The sequence below is a fragment of the Williamsia sterculiae genome (assembly GCF_900156495.1).
Taxonomy (GTDB): domain Bacteria; phylum Actinomycetota; class Actinomycetes; order Mycobacteriales; family Mycobacteriaceae; genus Williamsia_B; species Williamsia_B sterculiae.
On record NZ_FTNT01000011.1, the window covers coordinates 45450 to 65595 of the forward strand.

The following is a 20146-nucleotide window of genomic DNA, read 5'->3' on the forward strand; positions in this document are numbered from 1 at the left end:
TCCGCACACCGGTCTCACACGACGAAGGGACCTGCGGATGCGGTTGCGGCGTCTGCACGTCACTGCTCTGCTGACCGCCGGCACGGTGGTGCTCGCCGGTGTCGGCGTCCTCGGCCTGGTGGTCGGCAGTGTTCCCATTCCAGCAGGAGACGCCCTGCACTACCTCTGGGCCGAGGTGAGCGGTGGGCGGATCGCCGCCTCCGAACTGCCCGGATACCGCATCGTCGTCGAGTCGCGTCTTCCGCGGGTGCTGACGGCGATGCTCGTGGGCGCGGGCCTGAGTGTGGTGGGGGTGGTGGTCCAGGCCATCGTGCGCAACGCCTTGGCCGACCCCTATGTACTCGGCATCTCCTCCGGTGCATCCGTCGGAGCCACCGCGGTCGTACTGTTCGGCGCACTCAGCGGTCTCGGTGTCTACGCGCTGCCCTCGGCGGCCTTCCTCGGGGCACTGGTCGCCACGGTCGTCGTGTTCGCACTGGCCCGTACCCCGTCGGGTCTCGAACCGCTACGCCTGGTGTTGACGGGCACCGCTCTGGGTTACGGCTTCTCGGCCGTGACCACCGTTCTGGTGTTCCTGGCCCCTGCCGGTGACGCCGCACGCAACGTGATGTTCTGGCTGTTGGGCAGCCTGGCCGCGGCGACGTGGCAGTCGGTCTGGCTGGTCGGGGTGGTGGTGAGCATTGCCACGGTTCTGGCCTTGTGCACTGCTCGTCATCTGAACGCGCTGTCGATGGGTGACGACGTCTCGGCCAGCGTCGGCATCGACGCGGGTCGCTTTCGACTGCTGCTCTTCGCGGGAACGGCCGTGGTCGTCGGAGTCATCGTGTCGGTGTGCGGCGCCATCGGTTTCGTCGGATTGATCATGCCGCACGTGACCCGACTCCTGGTGGGTGCCGACCACCGCCGAGTACTGCTCGTCTGTCCGGTACTCGGCGCGGTGTTCGTGGTCGTCGCCGACACTCTGTCACGCACCACGGTTCCGCCCTACGAACTGCCGATCGGCGCCATCACCGCGGCTGTCGGCGTTCCCGCTTTCGTGCTCCTGATGCGACGACGGCGACGGGTGATGGCACCGTGAACACCCCCGCGCCCGCGGTCGACTACCGGGAGGTGACCGTTCGCCTCGGTCACGTCGACATCGTGACCGACATCCACCTCTCGGTCGGCGAGGGACGATTCTTCGGGCTGATCGGGCCCAACGGGGGTGGCAAGTCGACGATCCTCCGATGCCTGTATCGCGCCCTGACCCCCGTCACCGGTGCGATCACGCTGAACGGCAGGGACGTTGCCGCGAGTTCGTTGCGGGCCAACGCACGCCATGTCGCTGCCTTGACGCAGTCGTCGGAGATGTTCCTGGACTTCACGGTCGAGGACGTCGTACGAACCGGCCGGCTCCCCCACACCGGCCTGTTGCGTTCGACAACCACCGACGACACATGGGTCTGCGATCAGGCGATGGACGAGGCCGGGGTCGGCGGGCTGCGCGGACGGCTGTTCAGCGAGCTCTCCGGCGGCGAGTCGCAACGGGTACTGATCGCGCGTGCCTTCGCTCAGCAGACCCCTGTCCTGGTTCTCGACGAACCGACCAATCATCTCGATGTCAGGCATCAGTACGCGGTACTCGAGGCGGCCCGCAACCGCGGTACGACGGTTATCGCCGCGTTGCACGACCTCAACGTCGCCGCCCGGTTCTGCACCGACCTGGCCGTGGTCGCGGGCGGCCGCGTCGTCCGCACGGGCACGCCCGCGGACGTGCTGACCGCCGCGTCCATCGGGCAGTGGTTCGGGATCGGCTGTCACGTCGTCCGACATCCACGTCTGTCGGTTCCTCAGATCATCTTCGACGAAGGATTGTCCCCATGAACACGAGATCGACCATTCTCGCGGCCGCGGTGTATGTCGCGACGGTACTGACGGTATCCGCTTGTGGCGCAACGGTCTCCGAGCCCAGCAGGTCGTCGGGTGCGAGCACAGCCACGGTGACCAACTGTCATGCCCCGCTGACGGTTCCGGGAACGCCGACGCGGGCGATGACCAACGACACCGGCATCACGGAGATGATGTTCGCGCTGGGTCTGCAAGCCAGGATGGTCGGTTACACCACGTACGACAGCAAGAAGATCGACATCGACAGCTCACCGTGGCGGTCGGACTTCGGGAGTGTGCGGTCACTGGGAACCGCCTTCACCCGTGAGGTGGTGCAGCATGCCGACCCCGATTTCGTGTTCGCCGGATGGAACTACGGATTCAAGGAGTCCACGGGCGTCACGCCCGACTGGATCCGCAGCATCGGGGCCACGCCCTACCAACTCACCGAGGCCTGTCGGCAACCCGGGACCACCCGTCGCGGCATCGAGCGTCCGCTGGATGCGCTCTACGACGACCTCACCAATCTGGGCACCATCTTCGGGGTGCGGGCTCGGGCGACGACGCTGGTGCAGACCTACCGTGCGGAGGTCGCACGGGCGGCCGCGTCGGCACCGACCAAGGACGGACGCGCGCGGGTGCTCGTGTTCGACAGCGCCGACCCGGCGCCGTTCACCGCCGGTCACAACGCGGCCCCCGACGAGATCATCTCGCAGGCCGGGGGCGACAACGTGTTCGCCGACCTCGACGATTCGTGGACCTCGGTGTCGTGGGAGGCCGCGGCGCGGGACGACCCGCAGGTGATCGTCATCGTGGACTATCCGACCGGACCGTCGAACACGGTGCAGTCGAAGATCGACACGCTGCGCGCACAGCCGCTCATGTCGCAGACCACCGCGGTCCGACAGGGAAACATCGTCGCGTTTCCCTACGCGGCACTGGTGGAGAGCCCGCGGAACCCGGCCACCATCACAGCGCTTGCCCAATATCTCCGCAGCAAGGGTTTCTGACAGGTACGCCTATCCTTATCTGCGTCCATCTCCTACAGTCGGACCGGGACAAACGGAGGTGTTGATGCGGAGACCAGTTCTCGGGATCCTGGTGTTGTTCGGTGTGCTGAGCGTGGCTCTCGCGGGGTGTCAGGCCCCCGCCGGCGACGACGGCGGTGCGTCCGGTCCGGCGGTCACCGTGTCCGGCAAGCTGGGCACGGCCACGATCGCCGGCAAGCCGAAGCGGGTCGTGGCGATGTCGTGGACCGATGCCGACTTCCCCCTGGCCCTGGGTATCAAACCCGTCGGGATGGCCCGCGTACCCACCCGGGAGGACGGAATCCAGCCGTGGACCAAAGAGGCGCTGGGTGCCACGCAGCCAACGCTGTTCGACGTCAACAAGGGCGATCCGATCGATCAGGTCGCCGCACTCAAACCGGATCTGATCGTCGCGACCAAGGATTACAACCTCAAGGACAGTTACGACCGATTGTCCAAGTTGGCGCCGGTCATCAGCTATGACACCGCACCGAATTCCGATTCCTGGCAGGACAGTCTGACCAAGGTCGGCACCGCGACCGGCAAGTCGGATCAGGCCGAGGCCGCGATCGCCGCAACCGACAAACGCATCGCCGATGCCGCCAAGGCGAATCCCGACCTTGCCGGTAAGACCTTCAGTTTCGGCGTGCAGCCCGGGAAAGAATCTCTGTACGTGGTCAATTCGACCGACGACGTCACCGCCCGACTGCTGGTGGCGCTGGGCATGCGGTTGAACCCGACGGTCACGTCGTTGCCGACGTCGTCGATTCCCGGTCGCGCGCAACTCAGCTACGAGAACCTGCAGGCGATGGACGCCGATGTGGTACTCGTCACCGGCACCGGATCGACGTTGGCGAACTTCTCCGAGAACCCGGTCGCCAAGAGTCTGAACGCCGTTCGCCGCGGCGCCTACATCCCACTCCAGCCCACTCCGGCGCAGGCGATGGCCTTCCCGTCGTCGGAGAGTCTGGACTGGGTGCTCGACACCGTGGTGCCCCAGTTGGTGACTGCCGCGAAACGCCCTGCTCAGCCGTGAGCATCAGTACTCACAGTGGTGACGCCGAGGTGGGCTGTCGTACGTAGAGCACCGCGTCGAACCCTGCCGCGTGAGGTCGCAGCGGTGAGTCCCGCCGCAGGTCGATGAGTATCGGTCCGTTCTCCGATGCCGGTAGCCACCGTGCGACTGCCGAGCTCAGCCGCGCGGTGTCCCGACTGGCGCGCGAGTCGGTCCCATCACCCCAGGCCGCGGCGACGAGTACCGCACGGTCACCGTGTGCGGCGCGGATGGCGTGGCCCAGCGACACCGGGTTGTGCGGTTCCAGGTGTGAAACCTGCTCGAAGACCATCACCTTCCGCGGTGCGCACAGCCGGTTCAGCGTCCAGCGGAGGTTCTCGAACTGCGCGGCGTCGCGGATGCCCATCGACCATGTCGTGGGGTCGTGACGGAAGTTGGCGTCGTGGTGCGCGGCGATCGCACACTGCCGTAGTGCGATCGCGACGTCCGGATCGTGGGGGTCGAGGGATGCGAGCACCTCGGTGAGCTCGGTGATGACCGCGGTGATCGTGTCCGCTTGTCTCCCGGTGAGTCGTCGGTAATCGTCGGCGGTGAACAGCGGCAGCAGCGGCGCCACCTCGGTGCGCGCCCCGAGCGCCCGCGGCGAGATTCGCGCTGCCACCGCAAGCGCCTGACCGAGCCCGATGTGAGCGCGCGCGAATCGTCCGAACCGACCACCGCACATGTCGATCCCGACGAATCGCACCGCATCGGCGGGACGACGGCGGTTGTGGGCGTACATCCACTCGAGCAGATCCCTGTTCTGCGTCAGCGGCCGATCGTTCCAGATCCACATGCAATGCGTCGCCTCCGACAACGTCACGGCCGCATCATCGTCGAGGTACCGCTGGGTGACCAGCCCATCCGTGAAGCCGGTTTCGGCGGCCAGCACCTCGACACCGTGGTTCTGTACGAGCGCCCGGAACGCGATGTTCCGGGCGTCGAGAAACTCGGAGGTCCGGTGCGGACCCTCTGACCAGCCCACGACCGTGGCATCGGAGCACAGATCGTCCAGCAACCCGTCACGGATCGCCGCGTCCTCCCAAGGTGTCGACAACAGCAGTCAGCCCATGAGTGCCGAGACCGCCGCCGCGACGATGACCGTGTTGAAGACGAAGGCGATGGTGGCAGCGACGGTGACGGTCCGCCGCATGGCTTTCGACGTCACAGTGACGTCGGTGGCACCGAATGTCGTCATCACCGCGAACGCGAAGTAGATGTAATCGCTCCAACCTGGATTGGAGTCGTCGGGGAAATCCAGGCTGGCGCCACGGTCGACGATGTTGTCGGCCATGAAGGTCACCGAATAGGAACACACCACCGTGCTCCACGAGACGACCAGCAATACGACGGCGATCAGCGCGCGCCAGCCATGGCTGAGTCCACTGTTGCCGTTTCCCGGGAGCCACACGGTGGCCACCACCAGGGCCAATGCCGCCGCGCCGATCGAGATGCCCGGCCCGGGCGCGGTACCGAGCACATATCGCTCGACGAAGTTGCCGCGCTCTTCGCGGTCGGCCCACTGCTCCAGATTCGAATCCGTCGCCTGCGAGAAAGTGATCGCCGTGATGACGACGTAGGCCGCCAGGTAGCAGATCAGCGTCACCACCAGCGAGTCGGTGACCGAGATCGTCGTCACCGGCCGCACCGCCAAGCCCAAGACGACGCCGGCCGCCACGGCGAGAACGAGGGCCACCGTCGTCCGACGGTGTTCGGAGAGCCAGCGCGACCCGGGTACGGCCGTACCGGACGAACCGGAGGCGTCGCTGCTCACCTCGCTCCCGTCGCCACCGGAGGAAGGGTTCGACGGGGCCGGGTCACTCCTGTTCCTCGCGATTGGGCCGAGTCTCCTCGGTCCAGCCGCGGCCGTCGTGACGACGTTCGATCGTCGGGTCGTGCAGGTCCGGGTACCACCCCTCGGGAATCGGGGGTGGCTTCTGTTGGGAATACCGCCAGAGGCCGACCGCGGCACCCAGCGCGATGAGCACGGCGATGATCAGGACGACGATGATCCAGGTCGGCATGGGCCTCATTATGTGCGACGCCCAGCGGTCGGTCCATCACCCGCCCCGGATGGTGGACCAACCGACGTGCGATCGGGAATCGTCAGATGCGAGCCGGCGCCGAGATGTTCGCCGGAGAACTGGTCTTCACCGGCGTACGGCGTCTGCCGATCACCACGCTGAACACCGCCGCCATGACCACCCAGAGCACCAGCTGTACGCCGATCGCATGAAGCCGGAAGTCGGCCAGCGTCTCCGCCGGGAAGCCCGGGAACACGATGTCACCGGACGGTACGGTCAGCGGCCGTGGCACCTCGTCGAAACGTGGGAGCAGCGCGGCCGCGACCGCGACCACGGCCGTGTATCCGACCGCAGCACACGTCGCGGCCAGCAGGCCGTTGATCCGCGCCCTCAGCAACACCGCCGCCGTCACCGCGACCACCATCGCGATCACCGACACCACGGTGATGCCGAGATACGCGCCCGAACGGGCGTCGATGGTGTCGCCGTCGCCGACCGAGGGCGGGTTGGCCGGGTACACCGCGAACGGTGTCAGATATACAGCGACGAACAGGGCGGCAGCTGTCGCCGCGGCAACCCAGCGGGCATCGGTAGCGGGATACCGTTTGCCGAGGTAGGACCACAGCAAGGTGAACGCCACGGCGAACACCGCCCCCATGGCTGCAGCGAAGACGATCGTGCCCACCCCGGCTCCCACGTTCTCCTGTACGGCTCGGCTGAACACCTCGTGGTCGTGTTCATGTGCGCCGCTCAGGGCAGCGGCCGCGTGCGATCGGCCCCCCTCGTAGGCGATGGCCGTCCGCACCTGCGGCTCGACGAAGAGTCGGGCGTAGCAGAACGACACGATGCCGGCGACGAGTCCGGCCAGCAGTCCGGCGGCGATGTTCCTCTTCTCCATGGCGGTATCCCTCAGTGGCAGGGGAAACCGAGGAAATGGCGGGCGTCGTGGACGAATTCGTGGACATGGGTGTCCTGTCCGAACACCGACACCGCGCCCTGGTCGTAGCCGACGAAGTAGTAGGCCATCGCCGCGAAGACGACGGTGAGGCTGAGCCACAACGCCGCGGTCGCGACGTCGAGGTCGGCTACTGCCCATTCACGCTGCGCGGTACGCGCAACCGGATCGGTCATGGTCATGGTCATTCTCCTGATCGGGGTTGTCTGGTGCACCGTTCGCTCACGCGGCGCGGCGCGGATCCACTGCTACGGGTTCGAGGACTGCCCTGTGGTGGTTGCGATTCGGCGGGGTCGCGAGAACGTCCGCGGTGCGGTCGGCGAGTGTGGCGGCGTCCAGCGCACCAGAATCAGCCAACACCCGTTCCAGCGCCGCGACCCAGTGTTCGTAGTAGGACCACGACTCGTCGTCGAGTCGTGTTGCCCTCGAGTCCCACTCGGCGATCGAGTCGATCAGCGCGCCCTGGAACTGTTCCCACTGATAGTGGCCGGCCTTGTGCGCGGTCACGGCGAGCGCAAATGCTCTAATCTCCCAGGGACTGTCGAAGGAGAGCTCGTCGGGACGCCCTCCGGGCAGGTCACACACCAGATCCTCGACGGCGTCGCGCTGCGGGTTCACCGGCGTTGCCACGTCACTCATCACGCGACCTCCTTGACCGGCCCGACACCGATCATCGAGTCGCGGGTCACCAGCTCGGCGAGTTGATCCTCGGACCATCCCCCGGTACCTGCGGGACGCTGCGGCAGGACCCAGTAGCGCATCTCCGAACTGGAATCCCAGATGCGGATCTCGCGGTCGTCGGACACCGCGAAGCCGAAGTCCTCGGAGAGGACCTTGCGCGGTTCACGCACGATCCTGGCCCGGTACTGCGGATCCTTGTACCAGTTGGGCGGGAGTCCCAACACCGGCCACGGGTAGCAAGAGCAGAGAGTGCAGACGATCGCGTGGTGCACCTCGTCGGTGTCCTCGAGTACCACCATGTCCTCGCCCTGGAGACCGCCTATGCCGAGCTCCTTGCAGGCCTCGGTGGCGTCGTCGAGCAGCCGGGTACGGAAGTCCGGGTCCGCCCATGCCTTGGCCACCACCTTCGCTCCCAGCTGGGGACCCACCTCGTTCTCGTAGATGTCGACGATGTGATCGACCATCGAGGTGGTCATCACCCCGCGTTCGATGAGCATGGACTCCAGGGCCTTGACGCGCGCCGCGATCTCCTCCTGGCTCGACACTCCGGTACTCATGCGTTCGCTCCTTCTGTTGCGGAAACCAGTTCGATGTAGGGGTCCCAGACGTCGAAGTAGACCGAGCCCTTGGGGTCCGCGTACTCGGGACCCCACAGTTCGTCACTGGTGAACTTGACGGTGTAGACGTGTTCGGGGTTCTCCCCGAGGCCGTTGCCTGCCGCGTCCGGGTAGATGAACGAACCACGATGGGCCGACACGGTGCCGGTCCTGCCGCGGATGTAGCGGGCCCGCCGGGTGTGCCCATGCGGGCTGTCATCACGCACCCGCACCACGTCACCGACCGAGAATCGCGGTTGCTTGTCCGTCGCTCGCTGTGCGGGGGCGCCTGCCGGGACCACCGCGTCGACGAAGTCGATGAGCTCCTGGTTCTGTTCGTGATCGGGTAGTGGCGCGTCCGGATTGTCGAGGTAGTACCGAGTCCGCCGATCGAGTTCATCCGGATCGATGGCGCCTGCGGCCACCGCGTGGTCCTCGATGGTGTGCAACCAGTGTTCGTAGTACGGCGACTGCAAGTAGGTCGCCGGGTCGATCTTCTCGATACCGTGACGAAACGAGTCGAGCCCGAAGTAACCGGCCCGGAAGCACGCCGAGAACATCGTGAACATCGGTTTCTCCCACTCGGCGCGGAAGATGGGTTCGCTCTCGGGTGGGTCGACGGGACCCAGCCCATCGGTGCCGCCGAGGTCGAAGACGCCGTTCATACGTTGCTCCTCATTACAGGTGATGTGATGACCCGACCGTTCGTGTTGCGACTCATCGCGACGCCATCACCTTGGCGTCGCGCATCATCCCGGTCGACGGATGACAGTTGAGGTATTCGAAGATCTGGTTCGCACCATCGGATACCGAGACCTCGTGGTAGAGGCGGAGTTTGTCGAGGTCGGCGACGACCTTGAAGAAGGTGGTGAAGATACGGAGGTGGGTGGGATGCGATTCGGCCCACCGCTCCAGCTTCTCCAACGACCGCCAGTGACCGATGTTGTAGGTCTCGTCGAGCAGGTTGCCGTCGAGGTCGATGTTCTGCACCAACCGATTGCTGTAACAACCGACCGTCTCGCCGTTGTCGCGGAGGAAGTCCATGCCCGCCTGCAGCGTCGGCTGGATCTCCTCGAGGTAGAGCGCGCGCTCCTCCGGCCCGGCCTCGCGCCAGTCCTGCCCGGATCGGATGAGCGCGATGTTGTCGTGCCCCTGTACCACCACGCGCCCGCCATCGGCGGGATTGCCCGTGACGACGACGAGCTCACCCGACGACTCCATCCAATCCGTCTGGGACAGCGGGAAACGTTCCCGCATCGAGCCCCAGTAGGCGTGTTCGTTGATCTCGCCGCTGATGTCGTCCATCACCGCGCCGACCCCGGGCAGGTTGTCGGTGAAGGCGTACAGGGTCTCGAACTGTTCGGCCCGCGGCGAGACGATCTCGCGGAAGTAACCGAGCTCTCCGGACAGACGTTCCGGAGAGTCCCACCAGCCGTTGACATCCGGCGATCGCAACCATCGACAGAACGCGGCCGGGTCGCGCCAGTACCCGACGACGATGAGGTTCACGTACCCCTCCTTGTCGGTGTGCCGGGTGATGTCGTTGTGGGCCGGACCATCGGCGATGTCGAAGGTTCCGACGATCTCGGCCACGGCCGCGAGAGCCGCGGTGCGCTGACCCCCATCGCGGTATTGCACACCGAGGTAGGCCATGGTGACCTGGTGCAGAGTCTCGTCGGCGCGCCCCACGAACATGGGGAACGGCGGCTGGTATGCGTCGGGTACACGGCGGGAGATGGTGCGCGGGCAGGCGGTCAGGTGTGTGTCGATTGCTGATTCCATGGGTGTCCTCGCTGATCGGGTTCGGCGGTGAGGCTCGAGGGCTGCGAGCGAAGGTGCGCCGAACCGGGCTGTCGAATGGGCTGGATCTGGTGCGTGTTCGGGGGCGCTACTGTGCGGCGCTGAGCTCCGCGTGACGGTTCGCATCGGGGCTGGGGAACTCGCCACGGAGCTTCTCGAAGGCCCGCCCGACACGCAGCACGGTGGCGTCGTCGAAAGCGCCGCCGACGATCATCATCCCGACGGGCAGGCCGCCGACGAGACCGGCAGGGACCGAGAGCGCCGGGTGCCCGGTGACGTCGAGCGGTGCGGTGTTGGCGATCATGCCAAGTGCCTTGGTCAGGTAGGTCGCGCGGTCCACGTCGGGTCCGGGCAGCTCGGATGCGACGTACGGCAGCGTGGGCATGACCAGGACGTCATAGTTCTCCAACGCCTCGTCGTAGGCCGCCTTGGCGGTCGGCACCAGGTTGCGTGCCTTGCCGTAACTCGCGGCACCGAGTTCCTTCACCCCGTGGTACCCGCACAGCGCCACGAGTTTCACGGTCTCGGAGAGGGCGTCGGCGTACTCGAGCCGCCGACGGGAGAAGTATTCCATCTGTTCCGGGTCGTAGAGCCCCTCGGCGTTGAGTCCGTACCCGTTGCCGTCGAGCATCTGGTACGCCGCGCCGTCGGTGGCGATCACATTCCAGACGTGGAAGGCATGCAGGTGCCAGGGGATGCTCACCTCCTCCACCGTCGCCCCTGACTCGGCGAAGCGGGCGGCGGCCGCGCGTACCGTCTCGTCGACCTCGGTCTGCGATGCGGGATGCCCGAAACCTTCGGTGACCACACCGATGCGGAGACCGTCCACTCCGCCTTCGAGACCATCGAGATAGTCGTCGACGGTGACGTCCGCGGGTTGCCGCGGATCGTTGCCGTCGCGGCCGGCGAGTACGGACAGCATGGTCGCGGCGTCCTCGACCGTCCGCGTGATGGGTCCGAGGTGGTCCACCGTGCGCTCGATGGGAAACGCGCCGGTGTACGGAACGAGACCGAAGGTGGGTTTGTGTCCCACGACGCCGCAGAAGGACGCGGGGATCCGGATCGAGCCGCCCTGATCACCTCCGACAGCGAGGTCCACCACACCGGCCGCCACCAATGCCGCACTGCCACCGGACGATCCACCCGCTTCACGAGTGGGGTCCCACGGGTTGCGGACCGGTCCGCCGGCGGGTGTGAAGCTCGAACCCGAGAAGCAGAGGTCCTCGCACACCGACTTGCCCGTGATCTCCGCACCCGCGTCGAGCAACCGGGTGACGACCGTGGCGTCCCGGGTCGGGACGAATCCCTCCAGGGTTCTCGACCCGTTCGTCATCGGGACGCCGGCGACCGCGACGTTGTCCTTGATGGCCACTCGCTTGCCCGACAGGGTGTCGGCGACCGGGTGGGTGTCGGTGATCCGGGTGGTGACGTACCACGCGCCGAGGGGATTATCCTCCGCCGCCGGGATCGCGTGGGCACGAGCCGGAGCGACCGGCGCCTCGGCGGCGTACAAGTCGTCGACCACGTCGTAGGAACCCAGCGCGCCATCGATCAACCCGACGAACTCGTTTCGAGCCGCCTCGTCGAGATTGAGTCCGAAATGCTCAGCAGCAGAACCGATCTGATCAGAGCTGGGACGTTCTACGGTCATCGGTACGCACTCCTCGGATGGATCCTCGCCTGATGCGAGAACAGTATGAACCAATTGTCGTCACGTCAACACGTATCGACATATCCAAGTGTTAAAGCTGTGTTGCGGTTGCTACGGTGCAGGTCAGAGCTGTCGCAGGGTGCCGTGCCGCGACTCGGCGAGCAGGATGCGTCTGCGCGCCGGTGCGGCACCTTCCTGATCTGTCCCCGCGCCGGCGATGAGCCTGCCGCGGATGGCCGCACTGTCACCTGCCGCCGACATGGTCGCCGCTCTCGCGTACGCGATGATGGCCTCGTACGTGGTCTCCGACAACGAACTCAGGGGCGGAGTGAGTCCTTGTGCACCGCTGCGATAACGGGTCTCGAGGTCGGAGTGGGTGTCGTCGAACCCTTGGAAATACCCGAAAGCCGCCCAGACCCCGTCGGCGTCGGTGTCGCCGATCAACTGCTGGGTTGCCTCGTCGAGGACCAGCGCCAGCGTTCTGGTGTGTGAACGCAATCCCTGTCGGGCACATTGTCGCTCGAAGAAGACCTCGTCATGCCCCACCAACGACGACAGGATGAGCTCGGCGCCGGACGCCTCGATGGCGTCGAGGGTGGTCGAGAAGTCGGTGCTACCCAGAGACACGTAACGCTCCCCCACGACCGAACCACCGTTCTCCGCGACCACCCGACGGGCTGCCCAGTGCGCGCCGTACGACCACGAGTACCGGTGCCCGACGAAGAACCATCGCACCGCGCCGGTGTCACGCATCACTGCCGGCACTCCGGCGCGCACCTGCTCCAACGGGCGTTCCCCGAGTCGCACGGTCCGCGGATTCGGCGGGCCACCCTCGTTGAGAACGGTGTGGATGACCATCACGTCGGTGTCCTGCAGGGCAGAGACCGCCGCGTTGAAGGTCGCCGACGTGACACAGGCGAAGATCACCCGACATCCGCTGCGGTACAGGCGCATCGCCGCATTCGAACCCATCAGGGAGTCCGACGCGTCGTCACCGACGAGCAGTTCCACCGGCGTTCCACCTATACCACCGTCAGCATTCACGTCGTCGACGGCGAGTGCGGCAAGGGATTCCGTGGCCTGCGCGAACACCGCCGCCGATCCCGACTTGCTGACCAACAGACCGATGCGGTGTCGATCCGACCGCGGCGCCACGGGTGGATCGAATCCACGTTTGCCTGCGAGCCAGGCGAGACCGTCCTCGTCCAGACTCGATTCCAGGACGATGCGCGTGCCGCGGCCGTCCGGGAAGAACCTCACCATCAGCCGACCTCGCCACGGTTGATGATGAACCACGAGAACGGAACGGCCATATTTCACGGCGGCGATGTGTCCGAGCAGGGTGATGGGCGCGCCCGCAGCACCGGGTTCCCCGGCACCGACCGGCAGCCGGATGGACACCGCACTACCGACGACCATCCGGTCACAGTCGAAGTCCAGCAGGTGACCGGAAGCGAGTCTCTCGAACGCCTGATCCGGCGGATCGGGGGCACCGATCCGCGCGGTGACGGATAGCCCGGGCATGGCAGTCAGTACACCGCGGAATGCAGAATCGGGAAGACGCTACGCGCGGCGCGGTTCGGGGCGGCTCGTCGACCCGATCGGTGCGACCACCACGTCGCCCCCGGCCGACCGCTCACCGTCATCACCGGCGACCAGGGCGCGCTCGAGCACACCGCGCAGGAACTGCAATGCATCGTTGGCCGGGCCCGCCGGGTCGACGGAGAAGTACCGGTGTCTGCCGTCACGGCGCTCTCGTATGACGCCGGACATGCGGAGCGACTTCAGATGAGTGGACACCGTTGTCCGTCCGACCGAAGCGATCTGATCGCTGATGAAGCCCGCACTACACTCTCCGTGCGTGGCGAGGGTGTCGAGGATCTGCCGTCTGACCTGATCGGCCAGAGCGGCGAACACCAACTCCTGATTCTGGTCCGTCACCCGACTCTTCTCGCAGCCGCGCTCGCGCGCATGGTCATTCGATGTCGACACTCATCGACATATGCTAGGCGTCTCACCGGACGATCAGCAACACACCACGGCGCTCGCGGTGTCCATCGGCGTCAGACACACACCGTTGCGAAACACTTACGGAATTGTGTGTCAACTGTGGTTACAGTAACCGGCATGGCCCATCTCAACGAGCAGATCCCCATCCCGATGTCGCTGGCGGCGGGGTGGAACTGCATCACCGACCTCTCCCGCTTCCATGAGTGGCTGACCATTCATCAGAAGTGGAATGGGAGGATTCCGGCACGATCGGAACTGGTCACGGGCCTCGAGGTGTCGTCGGTGATCCGATTGCGCGGTGCACCGGTGTCGTTCGACTGGCGTCTGGTCGAGATCGAACACGAGCACAAGGCGAAGCTGTCCGGAAAGGGACGGGGCGGCATCAAGGCCGAGATGACCCTGTCGGTGGCGGCCCAGGACGGTCACAACATCCTGGACGTGGACATCGATCTGTCCGGTTTGGCGATGAGCGGACCAGCAGGCAAATTGACCGTGAAGGTGCTGCGCAGCGACATCCAGGACTCGCTGGCGGCGTTCAAACGGGTCTTCGCCGACGCGGACGACGCGTACGCCGCGGGAGCGCTCTAACCGCTCACCCGCTCGAGAATCGCTGCCGCCGCCGACTCCGGCGCCTGCGTCTGGATCCAGTGCGTCACCCCGGGCAAGACGATCAGGTCGTACGGTGCGTCGACGTACTCGGCTGTCTTCGCGGGCGCGTCGCGACCCAGGAACAGATCCTTGTCGCTCCACACCATCGTGGTCGGTACCTGCACTCTCCGGCCGAACGACCGCCGGTCGGCGAACGGCAGCGCGCGATACCAGTTGAGACCGCCGGTCAGCGCGCCGTAGTCGACGATTTCTTCGCGAACCCGCGCGAGTTCGTCGCGGCCGAGTCCGCCGCGCGACATCCAGTAGCGGGTCGGCGCCCACTGTCCGGACAGCGCGAGTTCCGGCACGAACGGCAGCTGGAAGAACCCCATGTACCAGGAATGCAGAGCCTGCGGCCCGAGCAGCGATCGGAGGAACGCGGCCGGATGCGCGACCGAGAACGCGGTGAGGTCGATGACCAGGTCGGGGTTCTGCATGGTGACGAACCAGGCGACGTTGGAACCCCAATCGTGTCCGACCAGATGAACGGGCCTGCCGATCGTCTCGATCAGTGCGACGACGTCGCCGACCAATTTGTCGATGGTGTAGTCGCGTCGTCGACGGGGTCGCGCGCCCGGTGAGTACCCGCGCTGATCCGGTGCGATGGTGCGATAACCCTGCTCATTCAGCAGCGTCGACACCTGGGCCCAGGACGATGCCCGCTCGGGAAAACCGTGCAACAGCACGATGACCTCACCGTCGAGCGGGCCCGTGTCCAGTACGTCGAAGGTCAGGTTGTCGTGGGAGAACGTATCGATCCGATCGGCCATGGCTTCAGCAAACCACACGCAGCTGAGGCCTCAGCCGCGTGACGGCTGCCGGATCAGCGCCCTGGACAACCGGTGCGCCTCGTCGAGCAGCAATTTGCCCAGTTCCTCCTGCCGCTCCACTCGGAAACGGTTCTCGATACCAGTGATGGTGAGCGCCCATTTCGCCACCCCGGTCTCGTCGAAGACGGCCGCGGCCATTCCCCAGTCACCCTCGACCACCAGACCGGGGTTGACCGCGTAACCCCGGCGTCGGGTCTGCTCCACCCGGGCGCATACCGCGTCCGAGGTGTAACTCGGCCCCCGGGTGGCGGCGAGATCCACGCGGGATAGGAACTCCTCGATCTCCGGGTCGGGAAGAAACGCGAGGATGGCCAGACCCGAGGCGACCACGCCGAGCGGGAAACGAGCACCCTCGTAGAGGACGAAAGAGCGGATCGGAAAGCTGCCGTCCTCGCGAACCAGACAGACCGACTCGTCACCACGTCGGGCGACGAAGAAGGCGCTCTCCCCTGTTGCCTCGGCCATCCGGAGGACCGAGGGCCGCGCCTGACTGCTGATCTCGTAACGGGCCGATGCGCTGGCCCCCAACAGGTACAGCTCGGGGCCGAGGAACCAGCGGCCCGAGGCGTTGTCGCGATCGACGAAACCCTCGCCGAGCAACGAGGTGAGCAATCGGTGGGCGGTGGGCCTCGCAAGTGACGACGACCGCGCGACCTCCGACGTGGTGGCACCGGTGTCATTGGCTGCCGACAACACCCGCAACGCGGTGCTGACCCGACCGATCAGCGTGCCGGAATCCGCATACGTGACCACCACACCTCCTGTGAGCATCTGATCAGCGTCCACTCAATGAACGCACTCTACCGCCGGCGATCACTGACAGATAAATAGTGTTCGTGTGCGGTTATGACCCTTGACTCATTCAGCCCACCGACGTTGACTCGAACACGGCGTCCGATCAGTGGACATGTTTCGACCGAAGGGATCACCCAGTGCACCCCACGAACACCGAGCGAAATCGCCCGTGACCAATCGCCCTCGCGACAGCATCATCAACCAATACCAGCACCGGCTGCCTTCGTTACCCAAACCGGTTGAGAGTTCGTGGAATTGGCAGCTGCAGGCATCGTGTCGCACGACCGGGGTCGACTTCTTCCCCGACCATCACGGCCGTCGGCGTGATCGCGACGCCCAGGAGCGTGACGCCAAACAGATCTGTCGCGAATGTCCGGTGATGCGTGAGTGCCTGTCGTACGCGATACAGGCAGGCGAACCCCACGGGGTCTGGGGTGGGACCACGCCCCGTGAGCGCGCGTTGATGGAGGCCGGGGTACTGCGCACGGGCTGACCGACGGGCCCGTTCGGCTGTACTCAGCCCTTGGTGGCGTCCGCGCCGGTGAGGATCCATCCGGGAGGTCCGGGCAGTCGATCGGCCGCCCCCGGTCCCATCGAGCCCCGGGCATACGGTTGTGGCGTCGGCGGATTGTCGAGTACCGGTGCGGCAACGTGCCAGACGTGACTGAGTCCGTCGGGGCGGGTGAACAACGACCGGTCGCCGTGCAACGTGTCGAGGATGAGTCGGGAGTACGGCGAGAGCCCGTCGGCGATGGCATCGAGGTCCATCTCGGTGTGCCCGAGGGTGAGGTGGAGGCCAGGTCCCGGCTCTTTCACCGTCACGGTCAGGTCGACCGCGCCGTCGCCGCTGAGGTCGAACGTGAGGACGGTGCCGTCGGCGGGCAGATGGGTGATCGGGCCATCGTCGGGGCGTCGGAAGATCAGGCTCACCTGTTGGGCGCTGACACCGAGTTCCTTGCCGGTGCGGAGCACGAACGGCACCCCACGCCACCGGTCGGTGTCCACCCACAAGCGCATGGCGACGAAGGTGTCGGTGGCGGAGTCGTCGCTCACTCCGTCGGTGTCGCGGTAGCCCTCGTATTGGCCGAGGACCACGTCGTCCGGGTCGATCGGACGGAACCCGGCGATCACCGACTCGCGCGCGGTCTGCAGATCGTCGGCGGACAGACTCAGCGGCGGCTCCATGGCCACCTCGGCGGCGACCTGGAACAGGTGCGTGACGATCATGTCGAGGAATGCGCCTGTGGAGTCGTAGAATTCGGCGCGGTCGTCGATGTCGAGCGTTTCCGGGATGTCGATCTGCACCTCCTCGACATGTTCGCGATTCCACACACCGGAGACCATCCCGTTGGCGAATCGCAGCACATGGAGGTTCTGCGTGCTCTCCTTGCCGAGGAAGTGGTCGATGCGGTAGACCTGCGTTTCGTCGAAATAGCGGTGCACCACCTCATCGAGTTCCTCGAACGACTTCGGTGAGGTACCGAAGGGCTTCTCGTACACCACACGAGATCCCTTGGCCAGGTCGTGCGCACCGATGGCCTCGGTGTAGTCGACGAACACCGAGGGCGGCAGCGCCAGGTACAGGACGAGCTGGCGGTCGTCGCCCAACGTCCCGGTGAGATCAGCGATCACGTCGAGCAGGTCGCCCGGGTCGTCGGCTGTGAAACCCCCGCCCGCGAAGTACAGGTTCTTCGCAAACGGCTCCCACTCGTCGTCAGAGGGAGCGGTGTCGAACTCGTCGAGGGAATCGCGGACGTGCTGGCGGAAGTCGTCGTCGCTGCGATGGCCTCGACCGTTACCCACCAGCGCCCAGTGCGTGGGCAACAGACCTGCACGTTCGAGTTCGAAGAATGCTGGGAGCACCATTCGTTTGGCCAGGTCGCCGGTGGAGCCGAACAGCACGAAGATCGTCGCGGTGTCATCTGCCATGACACCAGTATTACGCCGACCGGTGGCGGCGGCGTTCCGCGGCGCCTCAGGTCGCCGAGAAGACCCCGTCGGTTTGTTCCGTCCAGATCGGTGGACAAACCGCACTCGGGCGCAGAGACAACGTGGCGAGATTGCTGCGTGACTGCGCGGAAACGACGAAGCTGCAACCATGATCACCACCCGACGTGCTCACCCCGACGACGCAGCGACCGCTGCCACCCTGCTGCACGCCTTCAACACCGAGTTCGACGCCCCGGTCCCCGATGTGCCGACCCTGACCACCCGCTTCGCCGAACTCCTTCGCCGCGACGACATCCTCATCTGGTTCGCGATCGACGGGGATCGTCCCTTCGGCTTCGCGTTGGTGACCCTGCGCCCCTCGGTGTATTTCGACGGTCCCCTCGCCCAGCTCGAGGAGCTCTACGTCGAACCTCAGTCGCGTGGCCGTGGAGCCGGACAACAGATGGTGGCCGCGATGACCGCGGAATTGGTGAGACGCGATCACGGGGAGATCCACATCAACGTGGACGAGGTGGACGACGGTGCGCGGCGCTTCTACGAGCGGCACGGATTCACGAACTTCGAGAGCAACGGGTCGCGAATGCTCTGCTACGTCCGCGATGTCATCACCACCGCCTAGTCTCGCAGCGTGACCGACACGAACGAATCGCCCGCACGCAACGCACTGGTGACCGCGAGCACCGCGGGGATAGGTTGGGCCATCGCGAGCTCGTTGCGCACGACAGGCAGCCGCGTCACCGTGCACGGACGCGCTGAGAACTCGGCGACTGATGCTGCCCGCCGACTCGGTGGCGGCACGTCGGCGATGTGGGGCGACGTCGGTGACGATCTCGACGTCCGGCGCCTCACCGATGAGGTTCGCGACCGCGACTTCGACGTCGTGGTCGCCGCGGCCGGGCCGTTCGAGGAGCACTCGATCGCCGACGTGACGCCGGCCGATTGGTTGCTCGCCTACCGCACGAACGTGATCTCCGCAGTCGAGCTCGCGAAGGCGGCGTTGCCCGGGATGTGTCGTCGAGGATTCGGCCGGATCGTGTTCATCGGCACCCGGGGCACCCGCACCCCGATCCCGACGATGATCGAGTACTCGGCCGCCAAGGCGGCGCTGGCCAACGCGACCATCAGCCTCGCGCGCGCGGCGGTGGTCCCCGGTGTCACCGTCAACATGGTCAGCCCCGGCGTGATCCTCACACCGTCGATGCGGTCCATGTTCCTCTCGCGAACCGGAGCAGACAGCCGCACATGGGAGGAGATCGAGCCCTCGATCACCACCGATTACGCACCGAATCCACAACAACGCCTCGGCCGACCCGACGATATCGCGCACGCCGTGACGTTCCTGGCCGGCGAACGCTCCGGGTACATCAACGGGGTCGACCTTCCGGTCGACGGTGGTATCACCGGCACCCGATGATCCGGCCGCGCGGGACCCACTTCCCGGCGTAGGTTCGGACCACATGGCAGTCGTGCGAATCGTCCCCAACCTCCAGGTCTCCGATGTCGGCCGGGCCAATGCGTCCTATGCCGAACTCTTCGGCCTCGATGTGAACATGGACCTGGGCTGGGTCGGCAACCTCTCCCCGACCGCCGCGCCTGCCGTGCAACTGCAGACCATCACCACCGACGCCGCCGCATCGGAGAATCCGACCATCAGCGTCGGCATGGCCACAGCCGACGATGTGGACGAGATCCACGAACGGGTCATGGCCGCCAGGTTGGAGATCGTCCACCCGCTGACCGACGAGTCCTGGGGTGTCCGGCGATTCTTCTTCCGCGACCACGACGGCAACATCGTCAACGTGGTCGCCAATCTGTGAGCGCGTCACCCCCTCGCTACGGTGGACCGCGTGACCACCAACCGCATTCACGTCAGCGCCGTGGTGTTGCGCGACGCGTCCGGTCGAGTGCTGACCGTGCGCAAACGCAGGACGTCGCGCTTCATGCTCCCCGGAGGGAAGCCGGAGCCGGGTGAGGACCCGTCCGCCACCGCGGTCCGTGAGGTCGCCGAGGAACTCGGGGTGGCGGTCGACCCTGCCCGGTTGCGACTGCTCGGCACCTTCACCGCGCCCGCGGCCAACGAGGTCGACCATGAGGTGGTGGCCACCGTGTACGAGCACCCACCCGTCGAGGTACACACCCCGTCCGGCGAGATCGCCGAAATCCGTTGGTTCGAAGTGAAATCCGTCGACACGGCACTGTTGGCGCCGTTGCTGTCCGACGCGGTGTTCCCGCAATTGGTTGGCGGCTGATCATCGCAC

The 20146-nt window shown here is 66.0% G+C and carries 25 protein-coding genes; 10 read left to right on the plus strand and 15 right to left on the minus strand.

Going from position 1 to position 20146, the window contains the following annotated elements:
* Positions 1-37: 37 nt before the first annotated feature.
* The 4 genes from BW971_RS16660 (at position 38) to BW971_RS16675 (ending at position 3930) form a co-directional block, all read left to right on the plus strand.
* The gene (locus tag BW971_RS16660) at positions 38-1078 is read left to right on the plus strand and encodes a FecCD family ABC transporter permease (RefSeq protein WP_076481860.1); all 1041 of its coding nucleotides are present in this window, start codon (positions 38-40) and stop codon (positions 1076-1078) included.
* Positions 1075-1863 (plus strand): ABC transporter ATP-binding protein, encoded by a 789-nt coding sequence (locus BW971_RS16665; protein WP_076481863.1) that lies wholly within the window; start codon positions 1075-1077, stop codon positions 1861-1863. The genes BW971_RS16660 and BW971_RS16665 overlap by 4 nt, the downstream gene beginning before the upstream one ends.
* On the plus strand, positions 1860-2876 hold the full coding sequence (locus BW971_RS16670) for an ABC transporter substrate-binding protein (protein WP_076481865.1): 1017 nt from the start codon (positions 1860-1862) through the stop codon (positions 2874-2876). Before BW971_RS16665 ends, BW971_RS16670 begins: the two co-directional genes overlap by 4 nt.
* Positions 2877-2940: 64 nt before the next feature.
* A complete protein-coding gene (locus BW971_RS16675) occupies positions 2941-3930 on the plus strand; it encodes an iron-siderophore ABC transporter substrate-binding protein (RefSeq protein WP_076482133.1) in 990 nt (329 codons plus the stop codon).
* 10 nt (positions 3931-3940) lie between these two features.
* On the opposite strand, the gene BW971_RS16680 is transcribed toward BW971_RS16675, so the two are convergent.
* The 12 genes from BW971_RS16680 to BW971_RS16735 form a co-directional block, all read right to left on the minus strand.
* Positions 3941-5005: an erythromycin esterase family protein gene (locus tag BW971_RS16680; RefSeq protein ID WP_159441878.1), complete on the minus strand. Its 1065-nt coding sequence runs from the start codon at positions 5003-5005 to the stop codon at positions 3941-3943.
* A 6-nt stretch (positions 5006-5011) separates the two neighbouring features.
* Positions 5012-5722: a DUF1345 domain-containing protein gene (locus BW971_RS16685; protein ID WP_076481871.1), complete on the minus strand. Its 711-nt coding sequence runs from the start codon at positions 5720-5722 to the stop codon at positions 5012-5014.
* 43 nt (positions 5723-5765) lie between these two features.
* A complete protein-coding gene (locus BW971_RS16690) occupies positions 5766-5972 on the minus strand; it encodes a DUF2510 domain-containing protein (protein ID WP_076481874.1) in 207 nt (68 codons plus the stop codon).
* A gap of 82 nt (positions 5973-6054) precedes the next feature.
* Positions 6055-6870: a CbtA family protein gene (locus BW971_RS16695; protein ID WP_076481877.1), complete on the minus strand. Its 816-nt coding sequence runs from the start codon at positions 6868-6870 to the stop codon at positions 6055-6057.
* A gap of 11 nt (positions 6871-6881) precedes the next feature.
* Positions 6882-7115, minus strand: a complete 234-nt coding sequence (locus tag BW971_RS16700; RefSeq protein ID WP_076481879.1) for a CbtB domain-containing protein — start codon at positions 7113-7115, stop codon at positions 6882-6884.
* 34 nt (positions 7116-7149) lie between these two features.
* The gene (locus BW971_RS16705) at positions 7150-7566 is read right to left on the minus strand and encodes a nitrile hydratase accessory protein (protein ID WP_076481882.1); all 417 of its coding nucleotides are present in this window, start codon (positions 7564-7566) and stop codon (positions 7150-7152) included.
* Entirely contained in the window at positions 7566-8165 is a 600-nt protein-coding gene (gene nthA, locus BW971_RS16710) for a nitrile hydratase subunit alpha (protein ID WP_076481885.1), read from the minus strand. The genes BW971_RS16705 and nthA overlap by 1 nt, the downstream gene beginning before the upstream one ends.
* Positions 8162-8869 carry a nitrile hydratase subunit beta gene (nthB, locus tag BW971_RS16715; protein ID WP_076481888.1) on the minus strand — a complete coding sequence of 236 codons (708 nt, stop codon included), beginning with the start codon at positions 8867-8869 and terminating at the stop codon, positions 8162-8164. Before nthB ends, nthA begins: the two co-directional genes overlap by 4 nt.
* 52 nt (positions 8870-8921) lie before the next feature.
* Positions 8922-9986 (minus strand): aliphatic aldoxime dehydratase, encoded by a 1065-nt coding sequence (gene oxdA / locus BW971_RS16720; RefSeq protein WP_076481891.1) that lies wholly within the window; start codon positions 9984-9986, stop codon positions 8922-8924.
* 106 nt (positions 9987-10092) lie between these two features.
* Complete coding sequence (locus tag BW971_RS16725) at positions 10093-11655, minus strand: amidase (protein WP_076481894.1); 1563 nt, start codon at positions 11653-11655, stop codon at positions 10093-10095.
* A 123-nt stretch (positions 11656-11778) separates the two neighbouring features.
* Positions 11779-13179 carry an ABC transporter substrate-binding protein gene (locus tag BW971_RS16730; RefSeq protein ID WP_076481897.1) on the minus strand — a complete coding sequence of 467 codons (1401 nt, stop codon included), beginning with the start codon at positions 13177-13179 and terminating at the stop codon, positions 11779-11781.
* Between the two features lie 39 nt (positions 13180-13218).
* The gene (locus tag BW971_RS16735; RefSeq protein WP_076482136.1) at positions 13219-13596 is read right to left on the minus strand and encodes an ArsR/SmtB family transcription factor; all 378 of its coding nucleotides are present in this window, start codon (positions 13594-13596) and stop codon (positions 13219-13221) included.
* A 186-nt stretch (positions 13597-13782) separates the two neighbouring features.
* Here BW971_RS16735 and BW971_RS16740 point away from each other — a divergent pair, with 186 nt between their 5' ends.
* Positions 13783-14253, plus strand: a complete 471-nt coding sequence (locus BW971_RS16740) for a type II toxin-antitoxin system Rv0910 family toxin (protein ID WP_076481899.1) — start codon at positions 13783-13785, stop codon at positions 14251-14253.
* Here BW971_RS16740 and BW971_RS16745 read toward each other — a convergent pair.
* Both BW971_RS16745 and BW971_RS16750 read right to left on the minus strand, forming a co-directional pair.
* Positions 14250-15083: an alpha/beta fold hydrolase gene (locus BW971_RS16745; RefSeq protein WP_076481901.1), complete on the minus strand. Its 834-nt coding sequence runs from the start codon at positions 15081-15083 to the stop codon at positions 14250-14252. The genes BW971_RS16740 and BW971_RS16745 overlap by 4 nt on opposite strands.
* Positions 15084-15113: 30 nt before the next feature.
* A complete protein-coding gene (locus BW971_RS16750; protein WP_076482139.1) occupies positions 15114-15914 on the minus strand; it encodes an IclR family transcriptional regulator in 801 nt (266 codons plus the stop codon).
* Positions 15915-16107: 193 nt separating this feature from the next.
* Between BW971_RS16750 and BW971_RS16755 the strand changes: the two genes are divergently transcribed.
* Positions 16108-16431: a WhiB family transcriptional regulator gene (locus BW971_RS16755; protein ID WP_407701231.1), complete on the plus strand. Its 324-nt coding sequence runs from the start codon at positions 16108-16110 to the stop codon at positions 16429-16431.
* Between the two features lie 23 nt (positions 16432-16454).
* Here the strand turns inward: BW971_RS16755 and BW971_RS16760 are convergent, their stop codons facing one another.
* Positions 16455-17867, minus strand: a complete 1413-nt coding sequence (locus tag BW971_RS16760) for a glucose-6-phosphate dehydrogenase (protein WP_076481904.1) — start codon at positions 17865-17867, stop codon at positions 16455-16457.
* A 169-nt stretch (positions 17868-18036) separates the two neighbouring features.
* Between BW971_RS16760 and BW971_RS16765 the strand changes: the two genes are divergently transcribed.
* The 4 genes from BW971_RS16765 to BW971_RS16780 are packed head-to-tail and all read left to right on the plus strand — an operon-like array spanning position 18037 to position 20137.
* Positions 18037-18507, plus strand: coding sequence for a GNAT family N-acetyltransferase (locus tag BW971_RS16765; protein ID WP_076481906.1), 471 nt, complete (start codon positions 18037-18039; stop codon positions 18505-18507).
* A gap of 9 nt (positions 18508-18516) precedes the next feature.
* A complete protein-coding gene (locus BW971_RS16770; protein ID WP_076481909.1) occupies positions 18517-19302 on the plus strand; it encodes an SDR family NAD(P)-dependent oxidoreductase in 786 nt (261 codons plus the stop codon).
* Between the two features lie 43 nt (positions 19303-19345).
* Positions 19346-19705: a VOC family protein gene (locus BW971_RS16775; RefSeq protein WP_076481912.1), complete on the plus strand. Its 360-nt coding sequence runs from the start codon at positions 19346-19348 to the stop codon at positions 19703-19705.
* Between the two features lie 30 nt (positions 19706-19735).
* A complete protein-coding gene (locus BW971_RS16780; protein ID WP_143690431.1) occupies positions 19736-20137 on the plus strand; it encodes an NUDIX hydrolase in 402 nt (133 codons plus the stop codon).
* The last annotated feature ends 9 nt before the right edge of the window (positions 20138-20146 follow it).

Bases quoted from the DNA above. Each gene is read 5' to 3' on its own strand.
- BW971_RS16705 (WP_076481882.1), bottom strand. From the start codon at position 7,566: ATGAGTGACGTGGCAACGCCGGTGAACCCGCAGCGCGACGCCGTCGAG.
- BW971_RS16745 (WP_076481901.1), bottom strand. From the start codon at position 15,083: ATGGCCGATCGGATCGATACGTTCTCCCACGACAACCTGACCTTCGAC.
- BW971_RS16690 (WP_076481874.1), bottom strand. From the start codon at position 5,972: ATGCCGACCTGGATCATCGTCGTCCTGATCATCGCCGTGCTCATCGCG.
- BW971_RS16750 (WP_076482139.1), bottom strand. From the start codon at position 15,914: ATGCTCACAGGAGGTGTGGTGGTCACGTATGCGGATTCCGGCACGCTG.
- BW971_RS16775 (WP_076481912.1), top strand. From the start codon at position 19,346: ATGGCAGTCGTGCGAATCGTCCCCAACCTCCAGGTCTCCGATGTCGGC.
- BW971_RS16695 (WP_076481877.1), bottom strand. From the start codon at position 6,870: ATGGAGAAGAGGAACATCGCCGCCGGACTGCTGGCCGGACTCGTCGCC.
- BW971_RS16725 (WP_076481894.1), bottom strand. From the start codon at position 11,655: ATGACCGTAGAACGTCCCAGCTCTGATCAGATCGGTTCTGCTGCTGAG.
- BW971_RS16730 (WP_076481897.1), bottom strand. From the start codon at position 13,179: ATGCCCGGGCTATCCGTCACCGCGCGGATCGGTGCCCCCGATCCGCCG.
- nthB (WP_076481888.1), bottom strand. From the start codon at position 8,869: ATGAACGGCGTCTTCGACCTCGGCGGCACCGATGGGCTGGGTCCCGTC.
- BW971_RS16660 (WP_076481860.1), top strand. From the start codon at position 38: ATGCGGTTGCGGCGTCTGCACGTCACTGCTCTGCTGACCGCCGGCACG.
- BW971_RS16700 (WP_076481879.1), bottom strand. From the start codon at position 7,115: ATGACCATGACCATGACCGATCCGGTTGCGCGTACCGCGCAGCGTGAA.
- BW971_RS16670 (WP_076481865.1), top strand. From the start codon at position 1,860: ATGAACACGAGATCGACCATTCTCGCGGCCGCGGTGTATGTCGCGACG.
- oxdA (WP_076481891.1), bottom strand. From the start codon at position 9,986: ATGGAATCAGCAATCGACACACACCTGACCGCCTGCCCGCGCACCATC.
- BW971_RS16675 (WP_076482133.1), top strand. From the start codon at position 2,941: ATGCGGAGACCAGTTCTCGGGATCCTGGTGTTGTTCGGTGTGCTGAGC.
- nthA (WP_076481885.1), bottom strand. From the start codon at position 8,165: ATGAGTACCGGAGTGTCGAGCCAGGAGGAGATCGCGGCGCGCGTCAAG.
- BW971_RS16740 (WP_076481899.1), top strand. From the start codon at position 13,783: ATGGCCCATCTCAACGAGCAGATCCCCATCCCGATGTCGCTGGCGGCG.
- BW971_RS16765 (WP_076481906.1), top strand. From the start codon at position 18,037: ATGATCACCACCCGACGTGCTCACCCCGACGACGCAGCGACCGCTGCC.
- BW971_RS16760 (WP_076481904.1), bottom strand. From the start codon at position 17,867: ATGGCAGATGACACCGCGACGATCTTCGTGCTGTTCGGCTCCACCGGC.